The organism is Massilia sp. CFBP 13721 (assembly GCF_014842025.1).
In the GTDB taxonomy this organism is placed as follows: Bacteria; Pseudomonadota; Gammaproteobacteria; order Burkholderiales; family Burkholderiaceae_D; genus Telluria.
In genome coordinates, this window is record NZ_JACYUY010000033.1 from 36,518 (window position 1) to 61,488 (window position 24,971).

The 24,971-nt window shown below is 62.7% G+C and carries 21 protein-coding genes and 3 pseudogenes; 8 read left to right on the top strand and 16 right to left on the bottom strand.

Going from position 1 to position 24,971, the window contains the following annotated elements; genetic code table 11:
- Positions 1-92: 92 nt before the first annotated feature.
- The 3 genes from hxsA to hxsB are packed head-to-tail and all read right to left on the bottom strand — an operon-like array spanning position 93 to position 3,312.
- A complete protein-coding gene (gene hxsA / locus IFT60_RS23385) occupies positions 93-665 on the bottom strand; it encodes a His-Xaa-Ser repeat protein HxsA (protein ID WP_192056314.1) in 573 nt (190 codons plus the stop codon).
- Complete coding sequence (gene hxsC / locus IFT60_RS23390) at positions 662-1,789, bottom strand: His-Xaa-Ser system radical SAM maturase HxsC (RefSeq protein WP_192056316.1); 1,128 nt, start codon at positions 1,787-1,789, stop codon at positions 662-664. The genes hxsA and hxsC overlap by 4 nt, the downstream gene beginning before the upstream one ends.
- Complete coding sequence (gene hxsB, locus IFT60_RS23395; protein ID WP_192056318.1) at positions 1,777-3,312, bottom strand: His-Xaa-Ser system radical SAM maturase HxsB; 1,536 nt, start codon at positions 3,310-3,312, stop codon at positions 1,777-1,779. Before hxsB ends, hxsC begins: the two co-directional genes overlap by 13 nt.
- Positions 3,313-3,477: 165 nt before the next feature.
- On the opposite strand from hxsB, the gene IFT60_RS23400 reads away from it, so the two are divergent.
- The 3 genes and pseudogenes from IFT60_RS23400 (at position 3,478) to IFT60_RS23405 (ending at position 5,472) form a co-directional block, all read left to right on the top strand.
- Positions 3,478-4,080 (top strand): hypothetical protein, encoded by a 603-nt coding sequence (locus IFT60_RS23400; RefSeq protein ID WP_192056320.1) that lies wholly within the window; start codon positions 3,478-3,480, stop codon positions 4,078-4,080.
- A gap of 201 nt (positions 4,081-4,281) precedes the next feature.
- A pseudogene (locus tag IFT60_RS27125) lies at positions 4,282-4,437 on the top strand (DUF4236 domain-containing protein); the annotation flags it as partial.
- Positions 4,438-4,509: 72 nt separating this feature from the next.
- Positions 4,510-5,472, top strand: a complete 963-nt coding sequence (locus tag IFT60_RS23405; RefSeq protein ID WP_229511129.1) for a DUF4236 domain-containing protein — start codon at positions 4,510-4,512, stop codon at positions 5,470-5,472.
- Positions 5,473-5,767: 295 nt separating this feature from the next.
- Here IFT60_RS23405 and IFT60_RS23410 read toward each other — a convergent pair.
- From IFT60_RS23410 to IFT60_RS23425, 4 genes and pseudogenes are all read right to left on the bottom strand, one after another.
- Positions 5,768-6,748: pseudogene (locus IFT60_RS23410) on the bottom strand (aldo/keto reductase).
- 121 nt (positions 6,749-6,869) lie between these two features.
- Complete coding sequence (locus IFT60_RS23415; RefSeq protein ID WP_192056324.1) at positions 6,870-7,391, bottom strand: (R)-mandelonitrile lyase; 522 nt, start codon at positions 7,389-7,391, stop codon at positions 6,870-6,872.
- 166 nt (positions 7,392-7,557) lie between these two features.
- Positions 7,558-8,169 carry a flavodoxin gene (locus IFT60_RS23420; RefSeq protein ID WP_192056326.1) on the bottom strand — a complete coding sequence of 204 codons (612 nt, stop codon included), beginning with the start codon at positions 8,167-8,169 and terminating at the stop codon, positions 7,558-7,560.
- A 53-nt stretch (positions 8,170-8,222) separates the two neighbouring features.
- The gene (locus IFT60_RS23425; RefSeq protein ID WP_192056359.1) at positions 8,223-8,513 is read right to left on the bottom strand and encodes a carboxymuconolactone decarboxylase family protein; all 291 of its coding nucleotides are present in this window, start codon (positions 8,511-8,513) and stop codon (positions 8,223-8,225) included.
- A 115-nt stretch (positions 8,514-8,628) separates the two neighbouring features.
- On the opposite strand from IFT60_RS23425, the gene IFT60_RS23430 reads away from it, so the two are divergent.
- Positions 8,629-9,186 (top strand): zinc-binding dehydrogenase, encoded by a 558-nt coding sequence (locus IFT60_RS23430; protein ID WP_192088063.1) that lies wholly within the window; start codon positions 8,629-8,631, stop codon positions 9,184-9,186.
- Between the two features lie 166 nt (positions 9,187-9,352).
- Here the strand turns inward: IFT60_RS23430 and IFT60_RS23435 are convergent, their stop codons facing one another.
- The gene (locus tag IFT60_RS23435) at positions 9,353-10,180 is read right to left on the bottom strand and encodes a 3-oxoadipate:acetyl-CoA acetyltransferase (protein ID WP_192056329.1); all 828 of its coding nucleotides are present in this window, start codon (positions 10,178-10,180) and stop codon (positions 9,353-9,355) included.
- A gap of 252 nt (positions 10,181-10,432) precedes the next feature.
- Here IFT60_RS23435 and IFT60_RS23440 point away from each other — a divergent pair, with 252 nt between their 5' ends.
- Positions 10,433-10,573 (top strand): hypothetical protein, encoded by a 141-nt coding sequence (locus IFT60_RS23440; protein WP_192056331.1) that lies wholly within the window; start codon positions 10,433-10,435, stop codon positions 10,571-10,573.
- A gap of 31 nt (positions 10,574-10,604) precedes the next feature.
- On the opposite strand, the gene IFT60_RS23445 is transcribed toward IFT60_RS23440, so the two are convergent.
- Positions 10,605-11,483: a sugar phosphate isomerase/epimerase family protein gene (locus IFT60_RS23445; RefSeq protein WP_192056333.1), complete on the bottom strand. Its 879-nt coding sequence runs from the start codon at positions 11,481-11,483 to the stop codon at positions 10,605-10,607.
- Entirely contained in the window at positions 11,470-12,375 is a 906-nt protein-coding gene (locus IFT60_RS23450; RefSeq protein WP_192056335.1) for a 4-hydroxyphenylpyruvate dioxygenase, read from the bottom strand. The genes IFT60_RS23445 and IFT60_RS23450 overlap by 14 nt, the downstream gene beginning before the upstream one ends.
- 294 nt (positions 12,376-12,669) lie before the next feature.
- Between IFT60_RS23450 and IFT60_RS23455 the strand changes: the two genes are divergently transcribed.
- Both IFT60_RS23455 and IFT60_RS23460 read left to right on the top strand, forming a co-directional pair.
- The gene (locus tag IFT60_RS23455; protein WP_192056337.1) at positions 12,670-13,794 is read left to right on the top strand and encodes a porin; all 1,125 of its coding nucleotides are present in this window, start codon (positions 12,670-12,672) and stop codon (positions 13,792-13,794) included.
- A gap of 66 nt (positions 13,795-13,860) precedes the next feature.
- Positions 13,861-15,270, top strand: a complete 1,410-nt coding sequence (locus IFT60_RS23460; protein WP_192056339.1) for an MFS transporter — start codon at positions 13,861-13,863, stop codon at positions 15,268-15,270.
- A 62-nt stretch (positions 15,271-15,332) separates the two neighbouring features.
- Here IFT60_RS23460 and IFT60_RS23465 read toward each other — a convergent pair whose 3' ends face one another.
- From IFT60_RS23465 to IFT60_RS23490, 6 genes and pseudogenes are all read right to left on the bottom strand, one after another.
- Positions 15,333-16,190, bottom strand: coding sequence for an IclR family transcriptional regulator domain-containing protein (locus IFT60_RS23465; RefSeq protein WP_197986442.1), 858 nt, complete (start codon positions 16,188-16,190; stop codon positions 15,333-15,335).
- Positions 16,191-16,292: 102 nt separating this feature from the next.
- The gene (locus IFT60_RS23470; protein ID WP_192056341.1) at positions 16,293-17,246 is read right to left on the bottom strand and encodes an AEC family transporter; all 954 of its coding nucleotides are present in this window, start codon (positions 17,244-17,246) and stop codon (positions 16,293-16,295) included.
- A gap of 26 nt (positions 17,247-17,272) precedes the next feature.
- Positions 17,273-19,198: a bifunctional sugar phosphate isomerase/epimerase/4-hydroxyphenylpyruvate dioxygenase family protein gene (locus tag IFT60_RS23475; RefSeq protein ID WP_192056343.1), complete on the bottom strand. Its 1,926-nt coding sequence runs from the start codon at positions 19,196-19,198 to the stop codon at positions 17,273-17,275.
- Positions 19,199-19,207: 9 nt separating this feature from the next.
- Entirely contained in the window at positions 19,208-20,077 is an 870-nt protein-coding gene (locus IFT60_RS23480; RefSeq protein ID WP_197986443.1) for a shikimate dehydrogenase, read from the bottom strand.
- A gap of 86 nt (positions 20,078-20,163) precedes the next feature.
- Positions 20,164-20,607, bottom strand: a complete 444-nt coding sequence (aroQ, locus tag IFT60_RS23485) for a type II 3-dehydroquinate dehydratase (RefSeq protein ID WP_192056347.1) — start codon at positions 20,605-20,607, stop codon at positions 20,164-20,166.
- 222 nt (positions 20,608-20,829) lie between these two features.
- Positions 20,830-22,806 (bottom strand): annotated as a pseudogene (locus IFT60_RS23490) (peptidase U32 family protein).
- Between the two features lie 590 nt (positions 22,807-23,396).
- Here IFT60_RS23490 and IFT60_RS23495 point away from each other — a divergent pair.
- On the top strand, positions 23,397-24,737 hold the full coding sequence (locus IFT60_RS23495; protein ID WP_192056349.1) for a PDDEXK-like family protein: 1,341 nt from the start codon (positions 23,397-23,399) through the stop codon (positions 24,735-24,737).
- Positions 24,738-24,971 lie beyond the last annotated feature (234 nt).

Consider the following 24,971-nt stretch of genomic DNA (forward strand, 5'->3'; position numbering starts at 1 on the left):
ATCTATTCTAAGGCCGTGAGGCAGCTCTGCCGGAGCTTTCGGCCGAAAATTCAAAACGCCCGTCAATCTTTCTAACAGTTTCTATAGCCGCACTATCTCACTGCGGAGATTCCCAACGCATTCAATGTCGACGTACTCATCAACCCCGTATCCGGAAGCCCCTTCACCTTCTGGAACAGCTTGAGCGCATCCTTCGTCTCGCTGTTAAAGATGCCATCAACCTGCCCGTCATACAGGTGCAAGCTGTTCAACCTGATTTGAACCCGCATCACTTGCAACCTGCGCTTTTCGTCAGTAGTCAGGGCAGGAGTTCTGGCATCTTCAGGACTCGTCGCCAAGCTTGAGTCCGTAAGCCTCGCTGCGCGTGTCGTGGCTACCGGTTCCGGCAGCGGCGCCGGGGTCGGCGCCGTATAACTCGGCACATAAGTTCTGCTCCCGCCAGACCCCGAATAGTGCGAACTGTGGCTCGAGTGCGAACGATGGGACGAATGGGAACGATGCGATGCAAACAGGTTGTCCATCTCCAGGTTCAGCGGCCGCAGCGAAACCGCCTTGTCCAAGTCTTCGAGACGAGGCGCCTGCGGTGACGGAACTTCCACGGCCCGGCTAGTCGCTAAGGGAAGCCCGGCGATAAACAGGGCGAGGTTTCGGATAAATTTGCTCATGCAATCGCTTCCTCAATTGGCTTCAACTTGGTTGGCTTCCAGTTCTTCTCATGCCACGCGAACAACCCGCAACAGCGATCCCTGACCGAACATTTGGTACAAGCGTCAGCGTACGTATTCTTCCAATCCGAAATGCTGCGGGTTGCCCGCGGCCACAGGCGCGGCGGCAAGGCACACAGCGGTGCATTCATGAAGACATGGCGGACCTGGTAACGGTCGAGCACTCGTGACGCCCGGTCCAGCATCGGTCCCGCATCGCACAAGTCCAACTCGCAAATGTCACGGTTCGCAAGCGCAAATCCTGTCGGTTCGCATGCCATCAAGGCGACGCACTCGACGAATGGCAAGTTCTTTCCGATAAAGCGGCACAATTCGTCCAGGACGTCCAGCACCGGCTGAATGAGCACGATCCTCAGCTGGATCGGCTGGCGCATCTCCTGCAGGGTAAGCAAGCCATCGAGCGTCTCGTCGAACGCTCCAGGCGACTGGACGATAAAGTCATGCAGGAAGTCGGCGTGACCGTAAAGCGGCACCAGCCAGCGCACATTGGTTGGGGGATCGCCGAAAAGTGCCTGCCTGACTCGCGCATCGTGCAGGAGGCGCCCGTTTGTCAGCACCTCTGCGGCGGTCTCGGGCCAGTAGTCCTTGATCGTCGCGAAGACGCGTTCCAGTCCTGCGGCAGCAAGCAAGGGTTCGCCGCCGGAGATACCAATCACAGCCGGCGGCACTCGCACATGACGCACGATGTCGATTGCCTGATCGACCAGCCACCCATCATCCTGGCGAGTAGGCGGCTGGGAGCACATCAAACAGTAGCTGTTGCAACGGTTTGTCAGAAACAAACTGTGGTGCACGTCGCTCTCCCGGAAAAGCACAGTCGCTTTTCCACGGCCTGGATCGAGGTCGACGATGTCGCCCTCCTCCAGCCCCTCCACTCCCACGACCGCAATATTGCGAAGACCCTTCTCGCGCCAATTCTCGACCTGGGCAATCGCCGCTGCGTCGGGTGCGGGCACGAGGAACTGAAGGTCGTCCTGCCACTGCTCGGCCAATGACGTGACCTCGACAACGCGATGGATGCCGCGCACCCCGGTCGTTCGAATATTAACGCTTACCTGTCGCATCGCGCCTCCTGCATGCCACTCGGCCGTGCCCAGATATGGAACATCTCTTCGGCATCCGTGTCAGCCGCGTGCAGCAGCGTGAAGGCTGTGTCGAACAACCATTGATGACGACCGCAGTGTTCCGTCTGGAGTGCCGGCATATCCGGCCTGCCGAACTGAGCCTGGCTGTCCACGGGATTCGGTGCGCAATAGTGGCGGTACGCGCAAGCCGCGCAGTCAACTGCTGCTGTCTCGCTCGCCTGCCTCAGCTGCTGTCTGGTTGTCGAAGCCAGTAGCTGATCCAGCGAATCGGTCACCCTGCCCATGCGCAGGCTGGCATCGCCTGTCTCGACAAGCATGCGTGCCTCATCGCTTGGATAGACCCAGCCATCATAGTTATAGACCAGGACACTCGAACCGGCGCCGGTCGGACTTTGAAGATCGACATAGCCGGCGTCGAACGTCGACAAGATCTTGTTCATCACGATCGACATATAGACCTCGCGCAGCTGAACGCCCTTCTCGTTCCACCACAGGACGCGCCGCAGCGCGCGCTCGTAGAAGGCCTGGAATTCCTCCTGCGTGTAGCCGAGGCGCGTCAGGTTGCGCTTGGCGAAGCCGTAGATGCTAAGGGGACGCAGGAAGATCTCATCCATGCCGAGCCGCACATACTCGTCCACGATCTCTTCGGGAAACGCCAGGGACGCTTTAGTCGTCGTCATCAACGCCGAGACAGCATGCTGGCCAATACGCTGCCGGGCTAGTGCGATCCCTTCGAGGGTGCGCTGGTAACTGTCTCTTCCGGGTACGGGGCGGTTGCGGTTGTGCAGCTGCGCTGGCCCATCGAGGCTGGTTGACAGGACAACGTCATACGTTCGGAAAAAATCGCACATTTCCTCGGTCAGTTGGTGCAACGTCGAGGCCACGACGAACCGCAGGCGCTTCCGGCCTTCGTGATTCATTCGAGTCAGCTTCTCGACTGCCCGGACGATCAGATCGAAACGCAGCAATGGGTCGCCGCCCTGGAACTCGATCGTCAGCACGTCTGCGGTGCTTTCCCAAATACGCGCACAGGCGGCGTCAAGCATCTCGGGCGTCATGGAAAATCCCAAGTCGGTCTGCGCGCGGCTGACCTGGCAATACTGGCAGGTATGGCCACACTGAAGCGTAGGGACGATGATATGGAGCGACGGACCGGCGGCAACGGTTTCGCGTTTCGCGGCGAGCCGGGCGGCCAGCAGACGTTCCTTGCCTAGGTTGCGGCCGTGGTTTGGAAAAAAGAAACGCGCTGCCAGCTCAGCCTTGCGCATGAGGGGAAGCATGGCCGGATCGTCAATCAAGGCTTTTAGCTCGCTTCTTTGGAGAAAAGCGTGATCGCCTGACGCCGAGATTCCGACTAATGTGCCGTCCGCGAGTGTTCGTAGATCGAACGGTAGTTTGCGGCCCTGCGTATTTGTAGCCAACGCTTTGCTCCCACGTGGGCGTTCGATCAAAGCCGTGGTATGGCCCTCTTTTACGCGCGGATGGAATACCAGCGGATGCATCAATCAGCTCTTTCTCGAAGTTTTAACAAGTAAGCTTATCAGTATCTTTTGGGAAAAATATCTCACATTGTCACTTTCGGTAAATTCGTCTAGCAAAACGACCAACTGTCGGGCTATACGCGAAAATTTCCAAATGGCATTACTGGCAATCGTATAATCGACAACATGAAAAAATTATTGCTCTTGTTATTGGCATCTACGCTGACTCTTCCGGTAGAGGCCCAAGTTGTCGTCCAGGCAGCGACTGCTAAGCTCCAGCCCCAGATCGGCCGAGACGCAGACGGGTACACTACTTGTGGCATACGTGCCATCGTGCTCGACCTCAAGCCAGACGTTGTGGAAGCGTACGATTTTTCTCTTAACCTTCGGCTGGGCATGACCACTGGAACACTCAAAGCGGGCAAGCTGCAGACACCCGCAGCAACATTCAGGAAGCAGCAGTTCGAGCAAAAGGTAGTGCTGCCTGGTCCGACTAACTTCTGGATTGCGAAGGAATCGGAAGGAAAAGCGCTCATCCCGATAAAGGTGCTCGCTGCAGACTCGCCAGGTTATATCTTGGGTCTGGCTGACTTTATCGGTACATGGTCTGTAGTAGTGGCAATGCTGGGCGGCGAGCGTATGCAGTTTGCGACCCGTTATAAGAGTCAACCATATGACACGGTAGTCAGTTTCTCAGGTGCGCTTTCTACCGAGGAGGCAAAGCCGCTAATGGCCTGCCTTGGGGGACTGATCGACCGAATGCAGGAGAAGGCAGGCAGCGCGAACTAGTAATCGCAGTCCGCCCAAGGCTTCGTTGCCCACCCAATTAGATTTTTGAACGTCATAAAAAATTCATGTGCTAAGTATTGGACCGCAGGTGGCCAAGGGTCACCGTCTTCTCCCGGAGATACATCTCTTTCAACATCCTGCTTGCCATTATTGCCACACCCCAATATCATCGACGGCAGTCTTCCATTACTCGGGATATCCATGGGATTGCGCTTCCGTAAGTCTTTCAAGCTTGCCCCCGGCGTCAGGCTCAATGTCGGCAGTGGCGGAATGTCCTGGTCGCTTGGCCCTCGCGGCGCGTCGGTTAGCATCGGCAAGCGCGGTACTTACCTCAATGCCAGTCTGCCCGGCACTGGGCTGTCTTCTCGAACACGGTTGGACCGCCCTGCTCCTGCACGACAAGCAAGGTCAGCGCCTGAAACCGTCACGATGTCGCTGTCGCTGCAGCTCGACGACGACGGGGTGGTGCGCTACCTGGACCAGGATGGCAACCCCGTGTCGCCGGCCCTGATCACGGCGGCGCGGCGCCAGCACGGCGACACGATCCGGCAGCTGCTCGAGCGCAAGTGCGACGAGATCAACGCCGACATCGCGGCACTGGGCCAGTTGCACTGGCACACGCCGGCGCCGCTCCCGCCGGGCCCATTTACACCCGATCCCTTCGACGCGTTGCCACCGGTGCCCCCTGTTCCGGTCGTGCTGGGCTTTGCAGAACGGCTACTACCCGGGCGGCGTCAGGCAGCCGAAGCCGAGAACGCGCGCCGCCAGGCCGAACATGAACGGGAGTTCGCGCAGTACGAAAGCGATAAAGCTGCGCATGCAACGCGCAACGTCCAGGCTCGGATGGCCTATAGCGCGGCGATTGCCGGAAACCCGGAACCGATGCAGCAACTGCTGGAGCAGCGCCTTGGCGAGATCGTATGGCCCAAAGAAACCTTGGTGGCGATTGAAGTAAGCGACGATGGCAGCGCGTTGGCGATCGACGTCGACCTGCCCGAGATCGAGCACATGCCGACCAAACGCGCTACGCTCGCCGCGCGTAGCTGGGACTTGTCCTTGCGCGACGCGGGGGAGGTTGCGACGCGCAAGCTATATCAAGGGCATGTGCACGCACTCGGCTTTCGCATCGTCGGCGAAGCGTTCGCCGCCCTACCGACGGTGCGCACAGTCGTGCTGTCGGGTTATTCGCAACGCCTCGACCGCGCGAGTGGCCATGTCAACGATGAGTACCTGTACTCGGTTCGAATCGACCGCGCGCGATGGAGCGAATTGAATTTCGATGCGCTCGACCAGATCGATCCAGGTGAGACCTTCACACGTTTCGAACTGCGTCGCACTATGACGGCAACAGGAATTTTCAAGCCAGTCGCGCCGCTGCAGGCTGGACAATAAAAAAGCCCCTGAAATCAGGGGCTTCGGTCAACTCTATTGCCTGAGCTTGCCAGCTATTGCCGAGTTACGAATTATTCCCACTCGATGATTAAGGCCTGCGCTAACCCCTTGATCCAGCGGAAATCTCATCAATACCGCCCTATCAATACCATGACCAGTACCATGGCAGTCTCGCCTACCGCCGCTCTGGCATCGTCAGTGCCGAAAGCGCCATACGTCCTGGCCCGGCCCTGTTATCCGCTGTCGCGGAACGCTTGAACATGGATTCATTAAAGCGTGGCTCCTTCGGCCCAGCTCAGCGGCTGACGAGCTTCTGGCGTTCGGCCGAGTAACGCGCGCCCAGCACCGGCACGGCAGCGATGGCCTTGTCGATATCGGCCACGTCCTGTGCACCAAGCTGGACATTCGCCGCGCCGATGTTTTCCTCGAGGCGATGCAGTTTGGTCGTGCCCGGTATCGGCACGATCCACGGTTTGCGCGCCAGCAGCCATGCAAGGGCAATCTGCGCCGGTGTCGCCCCATGCTGGCGAGCGATCTCCTTTACCACCTCAACCAGCACGCCGTTCGCCTTTCGCGCCGCCTGGCTGAAACGCGGCACCTGGTTGCGGAAGTCCGTGCGGTCGAACCTGGTGTGCTCGTTGATCGCGCCGGTGAGAAATCCCTTGCCGAGCGGGCTGAAGGGCACGAAACCGATGCCGAGTTCGGCAAGCGTCGGCAGGATGTCGGTTTCCGGCTCGCGCCACCACAGCGAGTATTCGCTCTACAAGGCCGCGACACGCTGCACCGCGTGGGCACGGCGGATCGTTTCCGCGCCTGCTTCCGAGAGGCCGAAGTGCCCTACTTTACCGTCGCGGATCAGGTCGGCCACGGCGCCGGCCACGTCCTCGATCGGCACGTTCGGGTCGACCCGGTGCTGGTAGAACAAGTCGATACGCTCGGTTCGCAGGCGTTTGAGCGACGCTTCAGCCACTGCGCGGATGCGCTCCGGACGGCTGTCGAGTCCGGCAGTAGCATCGCCGTTGCGGAAGCCGAACTTGGTGGCGATCACCACTTGGCCCCGTACCGGAGCCAGGGCTTCGCCGACGATTTCTTCATTGATGGCGCCGTAGGCTTCGGCCGTGTCGAAGAAAGTGACGCCGCGCTCGACGGCGGCACGGATCAGCGCAACCGCCTCTTGTGTATCGGTGGCGGGACCATAGCCGTGGCTCAGGCCCATGCAGCCCAATCCAATGGCGGAAACGTCGAGGCCGCTGTTGCCGAGTTGTCTTGTTTGCATTGCATTCTCCTTGAAATGTACAAGCGGGGGCCGTTGGCGATCTATCGGGTGCGGTAGGTATGCACTGCGCCAAGGGGTTTTCTTTTGTCTATGTTGAATCCGGCGATAACGGAGCAGACGTTCATTTGCCGTATTGCTCGTCGCTGACCTTCTCCATCCACGTGACCCCCTTTCCCTCCTGTTGCTCCGAGATCGCCATATGGGTCATCGCGGTCGTCGGAGCTGCGCCGTGCCAGTGCTTCACGTCCGGCGGCGTCCACACGACGTCGCCCGGGCGGAGTTCCTGCACCGGGCCGCCCCAACTCTGCACACGCCCTACACCTGCCGTCACGACCAGGGTCTGGCCCAGCGGATGGCTGTGCCAGGCGGAGCGCGCGCCGGGCTCGAAAGTGACGTAGGCGCCGGTGGTTCGCGACGGTGCGTTGGTACCGAACAGCGGGTCAACGCGAACCGAGCCGGTGAAGTTCTGTGCCGGACCCCTGACGGACGCCTGTGTGCCGTTCCCAGCGAATTTCATCCCATGCAAGGCAGACGGTCTGGCCGCCTGGCCCCGGGTCTCCGGCACGCCCTGCGCACCGATCGGGGCGGCCAGAGCGAGCGCGATGGCTGCAACGGCTGCTTGCCTGAATCTATGATCCTTCATGACTGCTCCTATCAATATGCACATCGTGTGCATCAACGGTTTTCGCATGGAACGCTGCCAGCTTGCCGATTGCGGCTTTCACATACGCGGGGATCCAGCAGCTTCCCGGCTTCCCAAATGCTTCAACGGCTAAATGGGCGTCGACGCAAGCCACTTCGTATCAGTGCTAGTTTGCCGGCCGGCTGCCTGGCCTGGCGTCGCCAAGCCAGCGGTTGACGCGCTCGGTGGTCTGCTTTTCCTGGTCGGCCTGCATGACCAGCGCCGCCTCGCGCAGGCGGGCTCGCGACGCATGCGCGGCGACGACCTTCAGGCTGTCACCGACGCCGTAGCCGCCGTGGGTAATGAAGGGAGTCAGGGTCTTTCCTGCCAGGTCGTGTGCGGCCAGGAACGAGCGGACGACAGGTGGGGCAGTTCCGCCCCAGATCGGAAAACCGAGATAGACCACGTCGTATGCGTCAAGGTTCTCCACCCTGTCCTTGAGCGGTGGCCTGAACCCGCTGTCGCGCTCGCGCCGCGCCTGCTCGACGGTCTGGAAGTAGTCCTCGGGGTAAGGCTGCGCAGGCTGGATCTCGAAGACAGTGGCGCCCAGCGAGCGGCCGATGTGGCCGGCGATGACCCTGGTATTTCCACTACGCGAGAAATAGACCACCAATACGCGGCCAGCTGCCGGACGCTTCGTGTCGGCCGCCGCGCCAAGCGGGGCGACAAGGGCCGCCAGCGGCAGCAGGGCGCACGGCGCCATGAAGCGCCTGCGTGAGATGGATTCGGGGCAGTTCATCGTTGGTTTCCCGTAAGTGGTGTTCGGGCCGGCACGGTAACCGGCCGGGGGCTTCACTTTTTCTGGAATACTTCCTTGGCGACGGCGATCGCCGTGACGGCATTGGGCCAGCCGCCATAGAAGGCCAGGTGCGTGATCGCCTCGACCAGTTCGGCTTCGCTCAGGCCGTTGTCGCGGGCACGCTGCAGGTGCGAGCGCAGCTGATCCGGCCGGTTCATTGCGACCAGCGCACTGACCGTGATCAGGCTGCGGTCACGCTTCGACAGGCCGGGACGCTCCCAGACGTCGGCGTACAGGACATTGTCGGTAATCTCGGCGAACTTGGGGGCGATGTCGCCGTACATGCGCTGGGCCGGCGTTTGCGGCTGCGCCGGCCTGGCGGCCGTGGCGGCCGTGGCGGCCTCCCGGGCGCGTTGGCGGTGTCTGCGCCTGGGCCGGCGTGAGGGGGGCTGCGGCGTCATGACCGGCGTCGGCGCGGTCGTCTTCGGTTGCGGCGACGTGGGCCTGAACGCGATCCAGGGCTGCCGCATCGCCGGCGCCGCCATGATCGTCGCCATCGACATGTCCGACGCCAAGCTCGAACTCGCAAGGAGCTTCGGCGCCACCCACACCCTGAACGCCGCCACGCCGGACCTCGTGAAAGCCGTGCGCAAGCTCACCGGCGGCGGCGCCGACTATGCCTTCGAATGCGTCGGCAAGGGCGACATCGTGGCCCAGGCCTACGGCGTGCTGGCCAAGGGCGGCAAGGCGGTGGCGGTGGGCGTGGCGGCGCCGAAGGACAGCACCACGATCCGCACCGGCAGCCTGACCTTCGAGGAAAAGACCCTGACCGGCAGCTACTTCGGTTCGGCCCGGCCGCGCCAGAACTTCCCGCGCTTGCTCGCCCTGTATCGCGAAAAACGCCTCAAGCTGGACGAGCTCATCACCCGCCGCTACCGCATCGAGGAAGCGCCGCAGGCCTTCGCGGACCTGGGCGAAGGACGCAATGCGCGCGGCGTGATCGTGTTCGACAAATAAGGCATCGAGCTCGGGCAAACTCGCCTGTTATCTGCCCAAATCCGCAGGCTTGCCGGAAACTCAAGCAGAACTGCACAGGCGAGCCTGGTTATGACGAACACCTGCAAGCGAGATCCACTTGCGCTGTTCGATGAGCGCCCCATTCATCCCGATGTGAACATTCCCTTCAAGCCGGCAGTCCCAACCTGGCACGCGCTTCGGCTGGTGTCGCCGGGCGCCTGCCATGGCGCGCGCAGAGCTCGACTGCAAGCTTGACCAGTTCCGCGTTGCTCGTTGCCAGACGCTCGCGATCGATGCGGATATTGTCCTCGAGGCCAGTGCGCACCGCATCGCCCTTGCGCGCGAGTACCCACTCGATCACGTCGTTCTGATGGCGTCCGATGCCTGCGGCGGTCCAGGTAGCGTTTGGAGCCACACGCTTCAAGGCCGAGAGCAGCAAGTCGAGCACATACTCATCGACCGGTAGCGCATTCTTGATGCCCATGACGAACTGGACATGCGGGCGGTCATTGACCAGGCCTTCCTCCATCAGCCTGCGCATGCCATACAGGTGCGACAGGTCGAAGATCTCGATCTCCGGCAAGATCGCGTGCTCCTTCATGCTGCTTGCCAGCTGCGTGACCAGCGCCGGCGCGTTCTCATAAATAATTGTCGGAAAATTGACGGTCCCCGTTGCCAGCGACGCCATGTCCGGCTTGTGGTGCAGAGCGGCGCCCCGTGCAGCCTGGTCGCGCCCGCGTCCCCCGGTTGAAAACTGCACGATCATGCCTGGGCAATGTTTGCGTATCCCTTCCAGGACACCGGCAAACAGGTCCGGATCGGACGACGCGCTTTCATCTGGATTGCGCACGTGCAGATGCACGAGGGTGGCACCGGCCTGATAAGCTTCGTGGGTCGACTCGATTTGTTCCGCGACTGTCACAGGTACCGCGGGATTGTCCTTCTTGCGTGGGACCGAGCCGGTGATGGCAACAGCGATGACGACGGGATCCATGTCCATTCCTTGTTGTGGTGAGGGTCGAAAACAGTGCTCAGGGACCTGCATCGTATAACGCAGAAAACGAACAGCGAGTGCGTCCAGCGCCAAAGTGTGCGCATTGCGCCCAACAACGCAAGGGCTCCTGTGGTACCCCCAAGCACATCACCGAAACGAATACCTGAAATTGCGAATAAAAATTGGATGAATATCTTGCGCTGGCGTAGAGTCGCCTCATCGACACACAAATTGATTCAGAGGAACCCCGACATGCACGCCATCACCCTTACCTCCTACGGTAACCAACCAGAAAACACTTTGCGCAGCAAGGTACGCATCCTGCTGGACGAGATCCTGTTTGCACTCGAGCTGTCCAACCGGGCCTACTACCAGGGCATCAACCGGTTTTGAGATCCACGCGGGAGAAGCTACAAGGTGCCGCTTACAAGGTACGTCCCGCATAGGCGCGCACCGGCAGGCTGCGCCGTAATACTTGATCGGTAATCCATTTCGCCGCGTTCAAGGCCCGCCCACAGACCAGATCCGGCGCCAACTGCAGGTAATCGTCATTGATCACTTCCAGGCTGTAACTGCCGCGATAGCCACCGCGGTCCAGCAATCGCAGCATGCGCGACAGCTCCGCCGAGTGGCTGCCCTCGCCGGGATAGACGCGCAGGTGCCCGGCCGTCTCGATACGCTCCTCCAGGCTGCGCAGGTCGCGCCACATGAAGTCCGACAGCTGCACCAGCGCGATTTTTTCCGCCTGGATGTCTTCCAGCCCTTCCAGTTCGTCTCCACCTGCCAGCATGTGGAAGGAATCGAGCACGATGCCGAGATTGGCGTGTGCGGCCATGTCCACCACTTCCCATGCATCTTCCCACGCGTGCACGTGCCGGCCCCAGGACAGGGCTTCATAACCGATCCGGACACCGAGCGGCACCGCCGAATTGGCCAGCTTGGCCAGGTCGCGGGCAATCCGTTCGCGCTCGCCGCTGGCGTGACTGGAGGTGCTGGAAGAGACGATCAGCAGGCGCGCCCCGACCGCCTTGCACACGCGTAGCAAATGGCGTGCGATATCGAGCTTGTACTCGTGCAGGGCGCCCTCCAGGCCTTCGTAATCGCGCATGACCTGAATCCCGGTTACGCGCAAGCCGCTGCTCCTGATCATCCGGACCGCGTCCTCGGTGCCGCCCGGATGCTCCACCAGGTCGCGCGCCCACAGCATGATCTGCGAAAAACCGGCTGCGCGGCAGGCCGCCAGCTTCGCTTCGAGCGGTCCGGCCAGCGTCACGCTGTCCATGCCGAAATTAGACAGGTTCATCGCACCCCTCGCTGCCAGCGCCCCGGTCGCTGACCACCAGCTCGAAGCTGACGCCCCCCTTGTACAACTGGGTCAGGGCACCCTTCCCTCCCTTCTGCTGCGGCTCGCGGTCGATGAACACGATGCCGCGCGCCTCCAGCCGGCGCACGGCGGCCGGCACGTCCGGCACGCCGAAGCCGATGCGCACCATCCGCTCTTCCCACTGCAGGCTGCCCGCGCCCGGCGGCGGCTCGATCAGCTGCAGGTAGAAGCTGCGGCAGGGGCTGGCCAGCAAGGTTCCCTTCGGTACGACACCGAAGAACTGGCCTTCCGGAAGCGCTTCGAAGTGCAGAAGCTGGCGGTAGAAATCGCTCCATTCGGGCTGGCGCCCCTCATCGATCGATTGCACGACACCGAAGAAATGCATGCCGGCGAGCGCGGGTGGCTGTTGCGGCGCATTCGGGATCGGCTTGAAATCGACGTCGTAAATGGAAAAATCCCCGACCCGGTCGACGAAATACAGGATCGAGTCGCCGGCGCCGTGCACGCCGGGGATATTCAGTTCCATCACGCCGACCCGGGTCTGGATCGCCCAGGCCCCCATCTCGACGGCATGGCGGTAGGCGACGTCGGCATCGCGCACGCGCAGCGCCAGCGCGCTGATCACAGTGGTCGGCAGGTCGTCGCGCGCCGTGGAAGGCAATGCGCGCTTGTCGGCGTTGACGACGATGTTCATGTCGCCCTGCCGGTACAGCGTCACTTCGCGCGAGCGATGCCGGGCGATCGCCACAAAGCCCATTTGCTCGATCAGGGCCCCGAAAGCGAGCGGCTCGGTGGTGGCGTATTCGATGAATTCGATGCCGGCAATGCCAAGTGGATTGCCGCTTGCTGCGTCGTGGTCGATATTGATCATTCCTGTCCTTGCTCCGGTGCGGTCGGCTGCTGAAATGATAACGCGTTTTACCCGCCGCAATGCCGCGGTATGCCACGCGGGCAGTCAGTGGCCGTATTCGGACACTTCCCGACACCGTGGGCGGCTAGCGCACACATAATCGATTATCGCCCATTCTCCGGCCATAATCTGTTTTACCATTTTTTCATCGCACAGCATCCGGCACCTGCATGCACATGGCAGAACGGATGCCGGACCCAGACACGGGCGGCACACAGAAGGCGCGCCCGGCCGACAATCGACATTGGAGACACGATGAAGAACAAAATCGCCGGCGCCCTGGCGCTGACCGCCTGCGCCGGCCTGGCCCAGGCCCAGTCGAACCTTACGCTGTACGGAAACTTCGACGAATACATCGGCTACATCCGCAGCAGTAACGGAAGCCACATCACCGGCCTGAACGACGGCGCCATCCTGCGCACCCGTCTCGGGGTGCGCGGCTCGGAAGCGCTGCGGGCGGGCTACGAGATCAAATACACGCTCGAAATGGGGATCAACGCCGACACCGGCGCCGCCGCCGACAGTTCGCGCCTGTTCGACCGCCAGTCCTGGGTGGGATTGAATACGCCGGCCGGCGAAGTGCGCGTGGGCCGCCAGAATACGGAAATCTTCCTCACCGGCGGCGCGATCGACTACACCGAGCGCACCACCTTCGGTTCGGTGATCAATACCTTTGGCATTCCCTCGCGCTACGACAACGACATCTCGTACCGCTCCCCGCGGGTGGCCGGATTGATGCTGTCGCTGCACTACGCGCTGGCGGAAAACGGCGGCGCCGCGCGCGGCAACCGCCCGATCTACCAGGCGGCCCTCGACTTCGAGCGGGGTCCGTACCGGTTTGGCTACGCAGGCCTGCAGGCGGCTCCCAACCAGCTGACTGCCACCGTGCGTGAAAAGGTGAATTATCACCACGTCTACACCAACTACAAGTACGGGGCAGGCACTATCTACATTGCTTTTGTACGCAGCAATAACTCCACGGCAAACGCGAACGGGCGCAATGCCGGCGCCATCCTTAACAACATCAGCGTCCCGAACAATTATTTTGCCGGCACCGACCTTAACGCAGAGCGCTACTACAACATCTGGCAGGTTTCGGCCGATTACCGCGTGACACCAGCCCTGCGCGTGGGCGCCCTGTACGGCGCCATGCGCGACACCTCGGGCGGCGACGCCGGCACACGCGGCGCCAACGTCGGCGCCTACTACACGATGTCGAAACGCACGAGCCTGTACAGCTTCCTCAGCTACCTGAAGAACGACACGAATGCGGGTTTCCGCTTCAGCAGTTCGGCCGGCCCGTCGGCAAACCTGGCCGGCGATGCCATCAACGGCCGCACGCTGACCGGTTTGCAACTGGGTATCCTCCATCGCTTTTAACGCGGCAGCGCGCCGCACGACATGACACGCACTTCCCATACCGACTTACAAAACCAGGAGACAAACATGGCGTCCGTACCAAAGCAGGCATCGCATGACAAAGGTCAGGCGAAAAAGGCGACACTGAGCGGTTGGATCGGCTCGGTGCTCGAATACTACGACTTCTTCATCTACGCCACCGCGGCGTCGCTGATCTTCCCGCAGATTTTTTTCCCAAAGGGCGATCCGAAGACCGCCATCATCGCCTCGCTGGCCACCTACGGGGTCGGCTACGTGGCACGCCCGATTGGCGCTTTCGTACTTGGCCACTGGGGCGACACGCGTGGACGCAAGCACGTGCTGGTGCTCTGCATGTTCCTGATGGGCTTTTCGACCGTCGCCGTCGGGCTCTTGCCGACCTATGACCAGGTCGGCATGCTGGCGCCGGTCCTGCTGGTCCTGATGCGCCTGATCCAGGGCTTCGCGGTCGCCGGCGAGATTTCCGGTGCCAGCTCGATGATCATGGAGCACGCCCCCTTCGGGCGGCGCGGCTACTTCGCCAGCTTCACGCTGCAAGGCGTCCAGTTCGGCCAGATTCTTGCCGCCGCCGTGTTCCTGCCGCTCGCGCATTACATGCCGGAAGACGACTTCAACAGTTGGGGCTGGCGCATTCCCTTCCTGCTCAGCTTCGCGGTGATCGTGGTCGGCTTCCTGATCCGCCGCAACGTCGACGAAACCCCGGCCTTCGCGAAGGAAAGCATCGACGGCAAGGTGCCGAAGGCGCCGATGGTGCAGGCGGTCCAGGAAAACTGGCGCGACATGCTGCGCGTAGTCTGCATGGCTCTGATGAACGTGATCCCGGTGGTGGCGACCATCTTCGGCGCGGCCTACGCTGTGCAGCCGGGCTATGGCATCGGTTTCTCGAAAGACGTCTACCTGTGGATCCCGGTGCTGGGCAATATCGTCGCGGTGTTCGTGATCCCCTTCGTCGGCCGCCTGACGGACCGGATCGGCCGCAAGCCGCCGATCGTGGTCGGCGCAATCGGCTCCGGCCTGCTGTCCTTCGGCTACCTGTACGCCATCAGCATCAGCAACGTGCCGCTGGCCGTCCTGATGTCGGTGCTGATGTGGGGTATCGTCTACCAGGGCTATAACGCGGTGTTCCCGAGCTTTTATCCGGAATTGTTCCCGACCCGTACCCGCGTATCGGCCATGGCGATCTCGCAAAACCTCGGCACCCTCGTGACCGCGATGCTGCCGGCGGTGTTCGCGACCGTCGCGCCGCCGGGCACGGACAACATTCCGATGACCGTCGGCGCCATCGCGTTCGGGGTCACGATCGTCGCTGCGCTCGCTGCGCTGAGTTCGCGCGAAACCTTCCGTGTCCGCATGGAAGACCTGGGTAACCCGGCGGCCGTCCCGGTTCCCAAGGCCGAGTACGACCACCTGCGCGAACAGAGTATCGCTGCCGCGACGGGCTCCAGGGCAACGGCGTAATCGCTTCTCCCCGACCCGGCGCTGCCGGGCGAACGCCTTGCGCGTCGCCCGGCAGCGCCGTTTTACAGCATCAGCAAATGGCCGAGGGCGTTGGCCGCCTCGTTCAGGGGCTGGAAATAGCGGGCGGCCACCTGTTGTCCCGACGGCGGGCGGCCCGGCAGCAGGACATTGATGCCTGCCACGTATTGGCCGGAACTGTCGCGCACCGGCACGGCCAGCGAAGACAGCCTCGGTTCAATCTGTTCGCGCGAGAAGGCAAATCCATTCGCGCGCGCCTCCATCAGGATGGCGCGCAGTTCCCCGCGATCGGTCACCGTATGCTCGGTGTACGCCCTCAGGGTCGTATTCTCCAGATAGAAATCGAGTTCCTGGTCCGGCAGATGCGCCAGCAGAATGCGGCCGATCGAAGTGCAGTAGGCCGGAATCCGGCGACCGACGTTGAGCGAAGGAGAAATCACGCGCGAGGCCGAGGAACGCGCCAGATAGACGATTTCATCGCTATCGAGCACCGCCAGCGAACAGCTCTCCCCGGTTTCCTCGCCCAGTTTATCGAGGATGGGCTGGGACAGCATCGCCAGCGGCGACGCCGACAGGTAGGCATGGCTGAGCGAGAGGATGCGCGGACGCAGGTAAAACAGGTTGGCCTCGTCCATCGCCACGAAGCCGAGCTTGGCCAGCGTATGCAGGCTGCGGCGCGCGGCCGCACGCGGGATGCCCGTTACATGGCTCACCTGCGCGATTGAGATCCGGCGTCGCTTTTCCGACAGCGCCATCATGACCGCCAAGCCGCGCGCCAGCGCCGTCACGAAGTCGTCGTCGTCCTTGTGGCGCTCCATGGCCGTGGCGAACTGGCTTTGCACGTCGACCACCGGCGGCACGGACCGGTTGACGGGACGGGGTACTTCCGCTGGAGTTTTCATGGGCTTGCGTCCGTACGGGGGAACGCCGATATCATAGCATCGGGTGGGCGGCAAGCGAACCGGCCGGGCACGATGCGAACAATACAGCGCGCACCGGACCGCTCAGACCGGGTGCCTGAGCAGCCAGAGAGCGGCGCTCAGGGTCAGGAAGGACAAGGCGGTGGTAACCAGCAAGGCCCCGGCGCTGCGCTCGGCCAGGCCGTAGGCCTGGGCGAGGATCGGATAAATCCCGAGCATGGGCACCGCCGCCATCACGAGGCCGGCGGCGAGCAGGGAGGGGGCGACCGGCGCCATGCCGATCCACGGCAGCAGGCTCGCGGCCAGCAGCACCGACAGCGGATGCCCGACCAGCTTGCCGATGGCGATCGGCAGGACCGTCATCCCCATGCCTCGCAGCGGCAGCCCCACCAGCGTGCCGCCGATGACGAACAGCGATAGCGCGCCGGTCGCCTGGGCGAACAGGGTCACCGTGCGCGCTACCGGGGACGGCAGGCTCAGGCCCAGCAGGCTGACCGCCAGGCCCGCCAGCAGGCCGAGCACCAGCGGCATGCGCGCCACCCGCGCCACGGTCTCGGCGAAGACCCGGACGGTCGGACGCCCGCCCTGGCGGGCGCTCTCGGCCAGCATGAGCAGCAGGGGAATCATCACGACATTTTCGATGACGACGTTCATTGCCAGGGCCACGCTCGCCATCTCCGGCATGGTCAGCAACAGGATAGGCAGCCCGATGTAGCCGCTGTTGGAACACGACACGCCCATCGCGGCAAAGGTGCTGCCGACGCGGTTCATGCCGGCCAGGCGCCGCGCGCAGAACAGGCCGGCGGCCAGGATCAGGAGCGAGCCGCTCAGGTAGGCCGCCATGTAGCTGGCGTTGAGCACCTCGGCGATCGGCCGCTGCGACACGGCGTTGAAGATCAGCGCCGGCAGCGCGAAGCTCATGACGAATTTGCCGAATACCCGCATGTCCGCCTTGCTGAACAGCCCCATCCGTGTCGCGGCATAGCCGAGCAGGATGGCAATGTAAATGGGGCTGATAATCGCAAGAATGTCGGACATCCATCACTTTCGGGATCAATACTGCACTAGGGATTGGTCTTGCCTTGGCCGCTGGCCCAGTGTGCCAGCGCCGCCAGGTGGAACGGGGCGTTGCCGGCCCCATAAGCGTCGTAGCCTCCGCGCCGCTCGATGATCTCGAACAGGAAGCGCTTGTCGAAGGGCGCGGTATGGGCATGCAGGATCTCGCCCTCCCCGCTGCGTTCCATCATCACGCCCAGTGCACGCCACTCGTCGAGCGTCGCCTCGTCGACGCCGTACTTGGCGCCCAGGTCATCGTAGTAATTGGCAGGGATCGCCAGCATCGTCATGCCGCAGGCGCGCATCTTGCGCACGGCTGCGACGACATCCTCGACGGCGATGGCGATATGGTGGATGCCGGCGCCCCCGAACTGCCCCACGGCACGGCCGACGGCTGTACCGGAGCGCTCGGAGGCATTGAGCGCATAGCGCACCGTCTTGTTCGGCGCTTCCAGCGCCCGGCTGCGAATGATACCGTAGGGATCGTGCAAGACCGTGTTGGGGGTCGGCTCCAGCCCCAGCAAGGCGCGGTAGAACAGGACCCAGCTGTCGAGCTGCCCAGCCGGCAGGACGGCCGCGATATAGTCGATGCGCGCCTGGGCGCCGAGGCAGCCGGACGGCGCGCTTCGGTCTTCGATGACGAAATCGGCTTCGAAACCGTGGCTGCCGCCATGCTGGGTATCGAAGAAATACATCAGGCTGCCGTCGGGCGCCCGGACCGCCGGGATCGTCAGCTCGTTGGGGCCGACCTGGCCCTCGACGCGGATCGCGCCCAGGGCTTCGGCCCGGGCCAGCGCCGCCACGGCGTCGTTGGTGGCGAGCGCCAGCGCACACACCGAGCTGCCGTGCTGGTCGAAGTAACCGCGCGCGAACGAATCCTCTTCCAGGTTCAGGACGATGCGCACATCTCCCTGTCCCAGCAGCTCGACGTTCTTGGAACGGTGGCGGCCGATCAGGTGGAAGCCGAGGACCGCGAGAAAGTCGCGCAGCCTGGCCGCGGTCGGGCCGTCCACCGCGAACTCGACGAAGGCCCAGCCGTGCAGCACGGGCGGTGGCGGCGGGTCGAGCAGCACCGCGCGGCCAAGCGCGCCATGGGTCAGCTCCGGGCGCTTGAGCGAGGGCAGGCGCCGCACTTGCTCTTCCAGCCACAGGAGCGAACGCATGGCATCGAAGGCGGTCGCGCGCGCCGGGGCCGCGCGGCATTCGTCGCTGAAGATCTCGAGCGACATCGGCCCGTTGTAGCCGCTGTCGAGCACCGCGCCGACGAAGCCGGTGACCTCCATCTCGCCCTGTCCCGGGAAACAGCGGTAGTGCCGGCTGTGCGTCAACGGGTCGGTATTGACCCACGGCGCGTCGGCCAGCTGCATGTAGAAGATGCGCTGGCCCGGGATGTCCTTGATCGGGTGCCAGTCGTCGCGCAAGGCCAGCGTGTGGAAGCTGTCGAGCGCCACCCCCAGGTTCGGCTGGTTGGCGCGCTGCACGATGTCCCAGACCTGGCGAAAGGTCTTGACGGCGCCGCCCCAGGCCAGGGCCTCGAACGCGATACGGAACTTGCGCCGCGCGGCCCGCTCGGCCAGCAGGGCCATCTGCTCGGCGCGCAGGGCCAGGTCGCTGGATGCGTCGGCCGCGATGTTGGCGCACACCAGGATCAGGTCCGTGCCGAGCTGCTCCATGACGTCGAACTTGCGCTCGGCGCGGTCCAGGTTGCGCAGCAGCTGCTCGGGACTCACGCCGTCGAAGTCGCGGAAGGGCTGGAACATGTCGATGCGCAGGCCGAGGTCGGTGCACATGCGGCGCACGTCGGCCGGCGTGCCGGGGAACTGCAGCAAATCGTTTTCGAAAATTTCGACGCCGTCGAAACGGGCGGCGGCGGCGGCTTCCAGTTTTTCGGGCAGCATGCCCGAGAGCGATACGGTGGCGATCGATTTGCGCATGGCGGTCTCTCAGCTGCGTGCCTGCTTCGCCGCGATCATGGCGCGGAAATGGGCGTCGATGCGTGCCGCATCCGGCTCCTTCCCGGTGAACAGCCTGAAGGCGTCGACAGCCTGGCCCACGGCCATGCCGCCGCCGTCGGCAGTTGCGCAACCGCGCGCGCGCGCGGCCTTCAGCAGCGCCGTCTCGAGCGGGAAATACACGATTTCCGACACCCACAAGGCGGGCCGCAGCAGATGCTCGGGCAGCGGCAGCCCCGGCGACGAGTCCATGCCCGTCGGCGTTGCATGGATGAGGCCAGTTGCCCCTTCGAGCGCCGCGGCGACGTCGGTCGTGGCGCCGACCCGGCCGGCGCCGTGCTGCTCGTTCAGCCGCGCCGCGAGCGCATCGATGCGCCCCTGGTCGATGTCGACCACCGTCAGCTGGCCCACGCCCAGGCGCAGCGCCGCATCCGCCACGGCCGAGCCGGCACCGCCGGCACCGAGCAGCACCACGCGCGACAGGTCGGCTTCGGGCAGCGCACGGCGGAAACCCCAGGCCCAGCCGGAGCTGTCCGTGTTGTGGCCGGTCAGCCTGCCGCCGACGTTGACGACCGTGTTGACCGCGCCGATCTGGCGCGCCTCGTCGGACAGGCCGTCGAGCAGCGGCATGATCGCCTGCTTGTAGGGAAACGTCACGTTGAAGCCGCTGAAACCGATCGCGCGCACGGCCTGGACCAGTTGGGCCAGGTCCTGTTCGCCCGCCCCCGGCTGGGCCAGGTCGATCAGCTGGTAATGCAGCCGCAGTCCGTGTTCGCGTGCTTCCTGCTCCTGCATGGCGGGCGTCATCGAATGCTGGATGCCGCGGCCGATCAGGCCGACCAGCAGTTTTGGTGAAGCCAGGTCGGGGGCGGTGGATGTTGCGGCCGCGCTGTCCGGTGTCGTGCTGTTCGTGGTGGTCATGCTCGTCCTTTCGTTGATGCGCAATGTCAGGCCTCGGCCTGGACGGCCGACACGGCGGCGCGCAGGCCCAGCAGGTAACTGTCGACACCGAAGCCGCAGATCTGGCCGCGGACGATCTCGGCGAATACCGATGTGTGGCGGAACGGTTCGCGCGCATGGATGTTCGACATGTGGATTTCCACTACCGGCACGGTCAGGATCGCCAGTGCATCGCGGATGCCGTAACTGTAGTGGGTCCAGGCGCCTGCATTGATCAGCACGGCGTCGACGCCCTCCTCGTAGGCGGCATGGATCCGGTCGCACATCGCGCCTTCGCAATTGCTCTGGAAGCTGAGCACTTCCGCGCCCAGCTCCTGGCCCAGGTTCTGCAGGCGGCCGTCGATCTCGGCGAGCGTCGTGGTGCCATACTGGCGCGGGTCGCGCTTGCCGAACATGTTGTGGTTGATACCGTGGAGCATCAGGATTTTCATGCTTGTACCTCTGCGGGGCGGGATGCCCGGTTCTGATACACCGATAGTACAAGCGCACCTGGCCCACGCGGGGGCGTATGGCGATTATGTGTGCGCCAAGCGCCCAACACCGCGAGGCGGCGGCTACCGGCAGTGCCGGGGGGCGAAAATTGCCCGTAAACGCAAAAGCCCCCGCACAGGCGGGGGCGTTTCGTACGCGGGGCCAGTCTGGCAGGTGCGGCATCACACGGGCCGTCGGCGATGGAGGGTAAGCGGGCTGTACGGGACGGCGGACGGCGGCGGCGAGCGCAGGATGCCCGGCTTCATCGCCCCGACAACGTGCATCTCGCATGGCTTGCAGTCGAAGCGCAGCGTGTAGGTGTCCTCGCCGGTGCTCAAGGTCATCGGCTCAGCCTTTACCTGCCCTTGCACACCCTGCACGCCCTTGGCCTGTTTCGGGCACAGGTTGAACGAGAAGCGCAGGCAGTGCTTGGTGATCATCAGCGACACCTCGCCCGGCTTCTGGTGTGCTTCGTAGGCCGCGTCGATCAGGCCCACGCCGTGCTTGCGGTAGAACGCGCGCGCCTTGTCGTTGTAGACGTTGGCGAGATAGGATAGCTGGGTCGCCGGATAAACGGCGGGCGGCTCTACCGGCGCCTTGCGCTCCGGGCGCTCCCACGCGGCCAGCCGGGCTGCCTCATGCGCCGCCACGGCATCGCGCCGCAAGGCATTGATGGCGGCGGCGGGCACGAACCACGGCTGCGACAGCGCCAGCGCGATGCCGTCGGCTTCGAACATCGTGTTGCCCAGCTTGGTCAGGCTGGTGCGCAGTGCCGCATCGGCCTGCTCGGCGTTGTGCGCCGGCTGCAGCGGCAGCTGCGCGCTCGTTACCGTCTCGATGCCATCCTCGTCGCGCAAGCGCAGCGCGAGTCCACCATCGACTTCCGACAGGGTCAGGTGCAGCGCCACCTTGCGGTCGGCCGAGCGTCTGGTGAGCGCCGCTTCCCACTGGTGGTCGCGGTTGCGGTGGACCTGCGTGCCCGGTTTCAGGCCGGGCAAGGCGCTGACCGGTTCGTTCGGGAAGATGCGCCAGTGCTGGCCCTCCTCGCCATCGTTACCCTGCCCCAGCTTCTGCACCGTGTTGACCCCGATGCCAACGCTGGTGCGCTTGTTCATGTAGTTCAGGCCATCGCCGTTGGCCAGCGGCGCGTCGGTCATCATCTCGAACTGGTCGTGCCCTACCTTGGTAACGGTGCCGACTTCCACGCCCAAGGTACTTCGGCGAGTCGAAGGCGCCGATGTCGTCCTGGCGGCCTGGGCGAAATAGTCGGTGTGGCCGCGATTAAAATTCTTGTCGACGTCCGGCGTGAAAAAGATCTGCGTGTGCCCGCTGGCGGCGCGCACGAAACCAGCGCGGCGCTCCAGAATCGCGTCGAGCGGCAGACGATAGTGGGCCGTGATGTTCTTCACGTAGCCCATGTCCTTGTAGCGGCCCTCGATCTTGAACGAGCGGATGCCGGCGTCGATCAGCGCTTCCAGGTTGCGGCTCTGGTCATTGTCCTTCATCGACAGCAGGTGCTTGTCGTAGGCGACAACGCCGCCCTGCCCGTCCGTCACGGTATACGGCAGCCGGCATGCCTGCGAACAGTCGCCGCGCTTGGCGCTGCGGCCGCTGTCCGCGTGCGAGATATAGCACTGCCCGGAAAACGCGACGCACAGGGCGCCATGGATGAAGTATTCGAGCGGCGTGTCCACCTGCGCGCGGATGGTGCGGATCTGCTCGATAGTCAGCTCGCGTGCCAGCACCAGCTGGGAGAAGCCGACGTCACCCAGGAACTTCGCCTTCTCCACAGTGCGGATATCGCACTGCGTGCTGGCGTGCAGTTGGATCGGCGGCAGGTCGAGTTGCAGCAGTCCCATGTCCTGGACGATCAGCGCATCGACACCCGCCTCGTACAGCTGCCAGACCTGCTCCCGCGCCAGATCGAGCTCGGCGTCGTGCATGATCGTGTTCATCGTGAGGAAAATGCGGGCGCGGTAGCGGTGCGCGAACTGCATCAGGCTGGCGATCTCTTCCAGGGAATTGCTGGCATTGTAGCGGGCGCCGAAGGCCGGGCCGCCGATATAGACGGCGTCGGCGCCATGCAGGATCGCCTAGCGGCCGATTTCGGCGGTTTTGGCGGGCGACAGCAGTTCGAGCTGGTGGTCTAGTGGAGACATGGGGTGGTCCTCGTCGACGGAGGCTTGGATTATAACTTTGGGGGCAGCGCGTGTCATGGTCGCGGGGCTGGCGAGGGCGTTCGGATGTCGAAACTAGCCGCGTTCCGCGGATCGCTAACCAGCTGTTCCGCACCTCGGCCAACCTACAGCTTACTTCGACGCGACTTACCCCCGGCGTCATGCCGCTGATACCGCCCCGCCGCCCGCGCTCCGCGCCGGCGGTGATTCAATTGAGATCAGCGGCTAACCTTCGACCGCGAATTGCTTACTGCGCACCGAACGTCTGATGACGTACCCAATATCAAGCTTTATATCTTTATGTTTGATCTTACACGCTTGATGTGATGACTCTTGACGCGCTCAATGAAACTTTCATTTTCATCCCTCGAGCTTCTGAGCCGCATGCCAATCCATAAGGAAAGAGCTTGCGCCGGCTCGGCAAACAAATGTAGCAATAGTCGGTGCATTCTTGCAATAATAACGATCTCCATCGGACCGAGCATTAGCAAGTTTATTAAATAACGAAGACCTGTTTTTAGCGGCAACGAAATCTTCGTCCTTACAACATTGATCCACCCTCTTCTCCTGCCATGCCACCAGCACCGAACGCTGAAAAACTGTACGATTTCCTTTCCAACCCGAAGCTAGTCACGCTAATGGAGCGAGTCAAGATCACCGACGATTTTCTGGACGTTATTACGCTTGGTGAAAATCAGCACTCCAAGATGCTATCTTGGTGCCTCAACCCCAACGAAGGCCACGCGCAGGGCGACGCTGTCCTAAAGGATTTCCTGATGGCCGCTTACCGAGCCGGCCAAGCCACGAACACACATGCGAACAAAACCTTCTTCGAGACTTGGACACCTGCGCGAATTCGCACAGCAAGCTTCGGCTCGGCATTTGTGACGCGAGAGTTCGGGCTGCAGCTTGATGGGGAAAACGGCAAGAGCCGTCTCGACCTGTTCATCGTCGATCGCGAGAACAAGATCATGATTACGATCGAGAACAAGGTGAAGGCAAAGCTCGGGAAGGAGCAACTGAGCGGGTACTACGAGCGTGTGACGGAAAAAGTCGCGCGTCGGCCAGTGTTCAACAAATTCCTATTCTTGTACGTTGTCGTCGACAGCAAGCTGGAGACCTATAGTGACGATATGCTCTTAAGTTTGGGTAACAGGTGGGCACTGCTAGACTACACCTGGCTGCAGCTAGCCGCCGAGCGCGCGCGGTTGCATATCGAGCGTAACAACGAGGCCGCGCAGATGCTGATGGCTTATTGCCAAAAGCAAACTGGCTGGGAGAGCCCGAACGAGCGCAAGGTCTCTGAGCTGGCGGGCGAACTGGTGACGCAGCACGAGGAAGTGGTTAACCAGATTATGACAGCGCGCCGCATAAAGCTAACAAACTGGACGCCTGGGAGTTTTAGTGGCGAAGGCGGCGAACTATTAGTTTTCGTCAAGCAGCACACTAAATTGTGCGAGCAACTCGTCCAAGCACGCGGGATTGGTGCCGTCCGGGCCGGCCTGCGTACCTCTCTTCCTTCCGTACAAGACGCACACTTCCGGTCGGGTAGGACTTGGCTCGACGTCGCCACGCCCGAAATGTTCACACTCGGCGACGATCCGCAATGTCTGCCTCCGTTACATCTTAATATCTTCCGAGACCACTCGGCAAGCGTAGAATCGTCGCTATTCACTTTGCGTGTATGCTGGTGGGAAGAAGAGTTCGATCACACCAAGTGGGACTGGAGTCGACTGCGGATATACATAGGGCAGCATTGCCGGTCTTTGAAACGATGGGTGCGTGGCCCTGTCATGCGCTCAGTGGTCGCCTCGGACCTTACTGCGAAGGCTGTTACTAAGCAGGCGACCGATATAGCGTTAGAGCTCAATGGCTTAATCGCCTCGGCACGACGTGCGAAGCTAATTCAGTGAGGAACCCTGCTGTACTGCGCAACACGGTATCTGGGAAAGCGGAAAAGGGAGAGATCAGACATATGGACAGACTCTCCTTTGGCTCCCTAACAATTACCTCTGAAGATAAATTTATCGTCGAATTCGTTTTTGAAAGCCAGAGCTGACCCTCGTCCCCTTGAATGTGTAGTGGTCTAATGCCCCCGGACACCTCGATAGGTGGATAATTCACCTTCGAAGGAGTTTACATGACCA

Coding starts and splice junctions, on each gene's coding strand:
- IFT60_RS23420 (WP_192056326.1), bottom strand. CDS start 8,169: ATGAACTGCCCCGAATCCATCTCACGCAGGCGCTTCATGGCGCCGTGC.
- IFT60_RS23450 (WP_192056335.1), bottom strand. CDS start 12,375: ATGATCAATATCGACCACGACGCAGCAAGCGGCAATCCACTTGGCATT.
- IFT60_RS23400 (WP_192056320.1), top strand. CDS start 3,478: ATGAAAAAATTATTGCTCTTGTTATTGGCATCTACGCTGACTCTTCCG.
- IFT60_RS23440 (WP_192056331.1), top strand. CDS start 10,433: ATGCACGCCATCACCCTTACCTCCTACGGTAACCAACCAGAAAACACT.
- IFT60_RS23465 (WP_197986442.1), bottom strand. CDS start 16,190: ATGAAAACTCCAGCGGAAGTACCCCGTCCCGTCAACCGGTCCGTGCCG.
- IFT60_RS23430 (WP_192088063.1), top strand. CDS start 8,629: ATGACCGGCGTCGGCGCGGTCGTCTTCGGTTGCGGCGACGTGGGCCTG.
- IFT60_RS23445 (WP_192056333.1), bottom strand. CDS start 11,483: ATGAACCTGTCTAATTTCGGCATGGACAGCGTGACGCTGGCCGGACCG.
- aroQ (WP_192056347.1), bottom strand. CDS start 20,607: ATGAAAATCCTGATGCTCCACGGTATCAACCACAACATGTTCGGCAAG.
- hxsC (WP_192056316.1), bottom strand. CDS start 1,789: ATGCGACAGGTAAGCGTTAATATTCGAACGACCGGGGTGCGCGGCATC.
- IFT60_RS23405 (WP_229511129.1), top strand. CDS start 4,510: ATGTCGCTGTCGCTGCAGCTCGACGACGACGGGGTGGTGCGCTACCTG.
- IFT60_RS23425 (WP_192056359.1), bottom strand. CDS start 8,513: ATGTACGGCGACATCGCCCCCAAGTTCGCCGAGATTACCGACAATGTC.
- hxsA (WP_192056314.1), bottom strand. CDS start 665: ATGAGCAAATTTATCCGAAACCTCGCCCTGTTTATCGCCGGGCTTCCC.
- IFT60_RS23470 (WP_192056341.1), bottom strand. CDS start 17,246: ATGTCCGACATTCTTGCGATTATCAGCCCCATTTACATTGCCATCCTG.
- IFT60_RS23475 (WP_192056343.1), bottom strand. CDS start 19,198: ATGCGCAAATCGATCGCCACCGTATCGCTCTCGGGCATGCTGCCCGAA.
- IFT60_RS23455 (WP_192056337.1), top strand. CDS start 12,670: ATGAAGAACAAAATCGCCGGCGCCCTGGCGCTGACCGCCTGCGCCGGC.
- IFT60_RS23495 (WP_192056349.1), top strand. CDS start 23,397: ATGCCACCAGCACCGAACGCTGAAAAACTGTACGATTTCCTTTCCAAC.
- IFT60_RS23415 (WP_192056324.1), bottom strand. CDS start 7,391: ATGAAGGATCATAGATTCAGGCAAGCAGCCGTTGCAGCCATCGCGCTC.
- IFT60_RS23435 (WP_192056329.1), bottom strand. CDS start 10,180: ATGGATCCCGTCGTCATCGCTGTTGCCATCACCGGCTCGGTCCCACGC.
- hxsB (WP_192056318.1), bottom strand. CDS start 3,312: ATGCATCCGCTGGTATTCCATCCGCGCGTAAAAGAGGGCCATACCACG.
- IFT60_RS23460 (WP_192056339.1), top strand. CDS start 13,861: ATGGCGTCCGTACCAAAGCAGGCATCGCATGACAAAGGTCAGGCGAAA.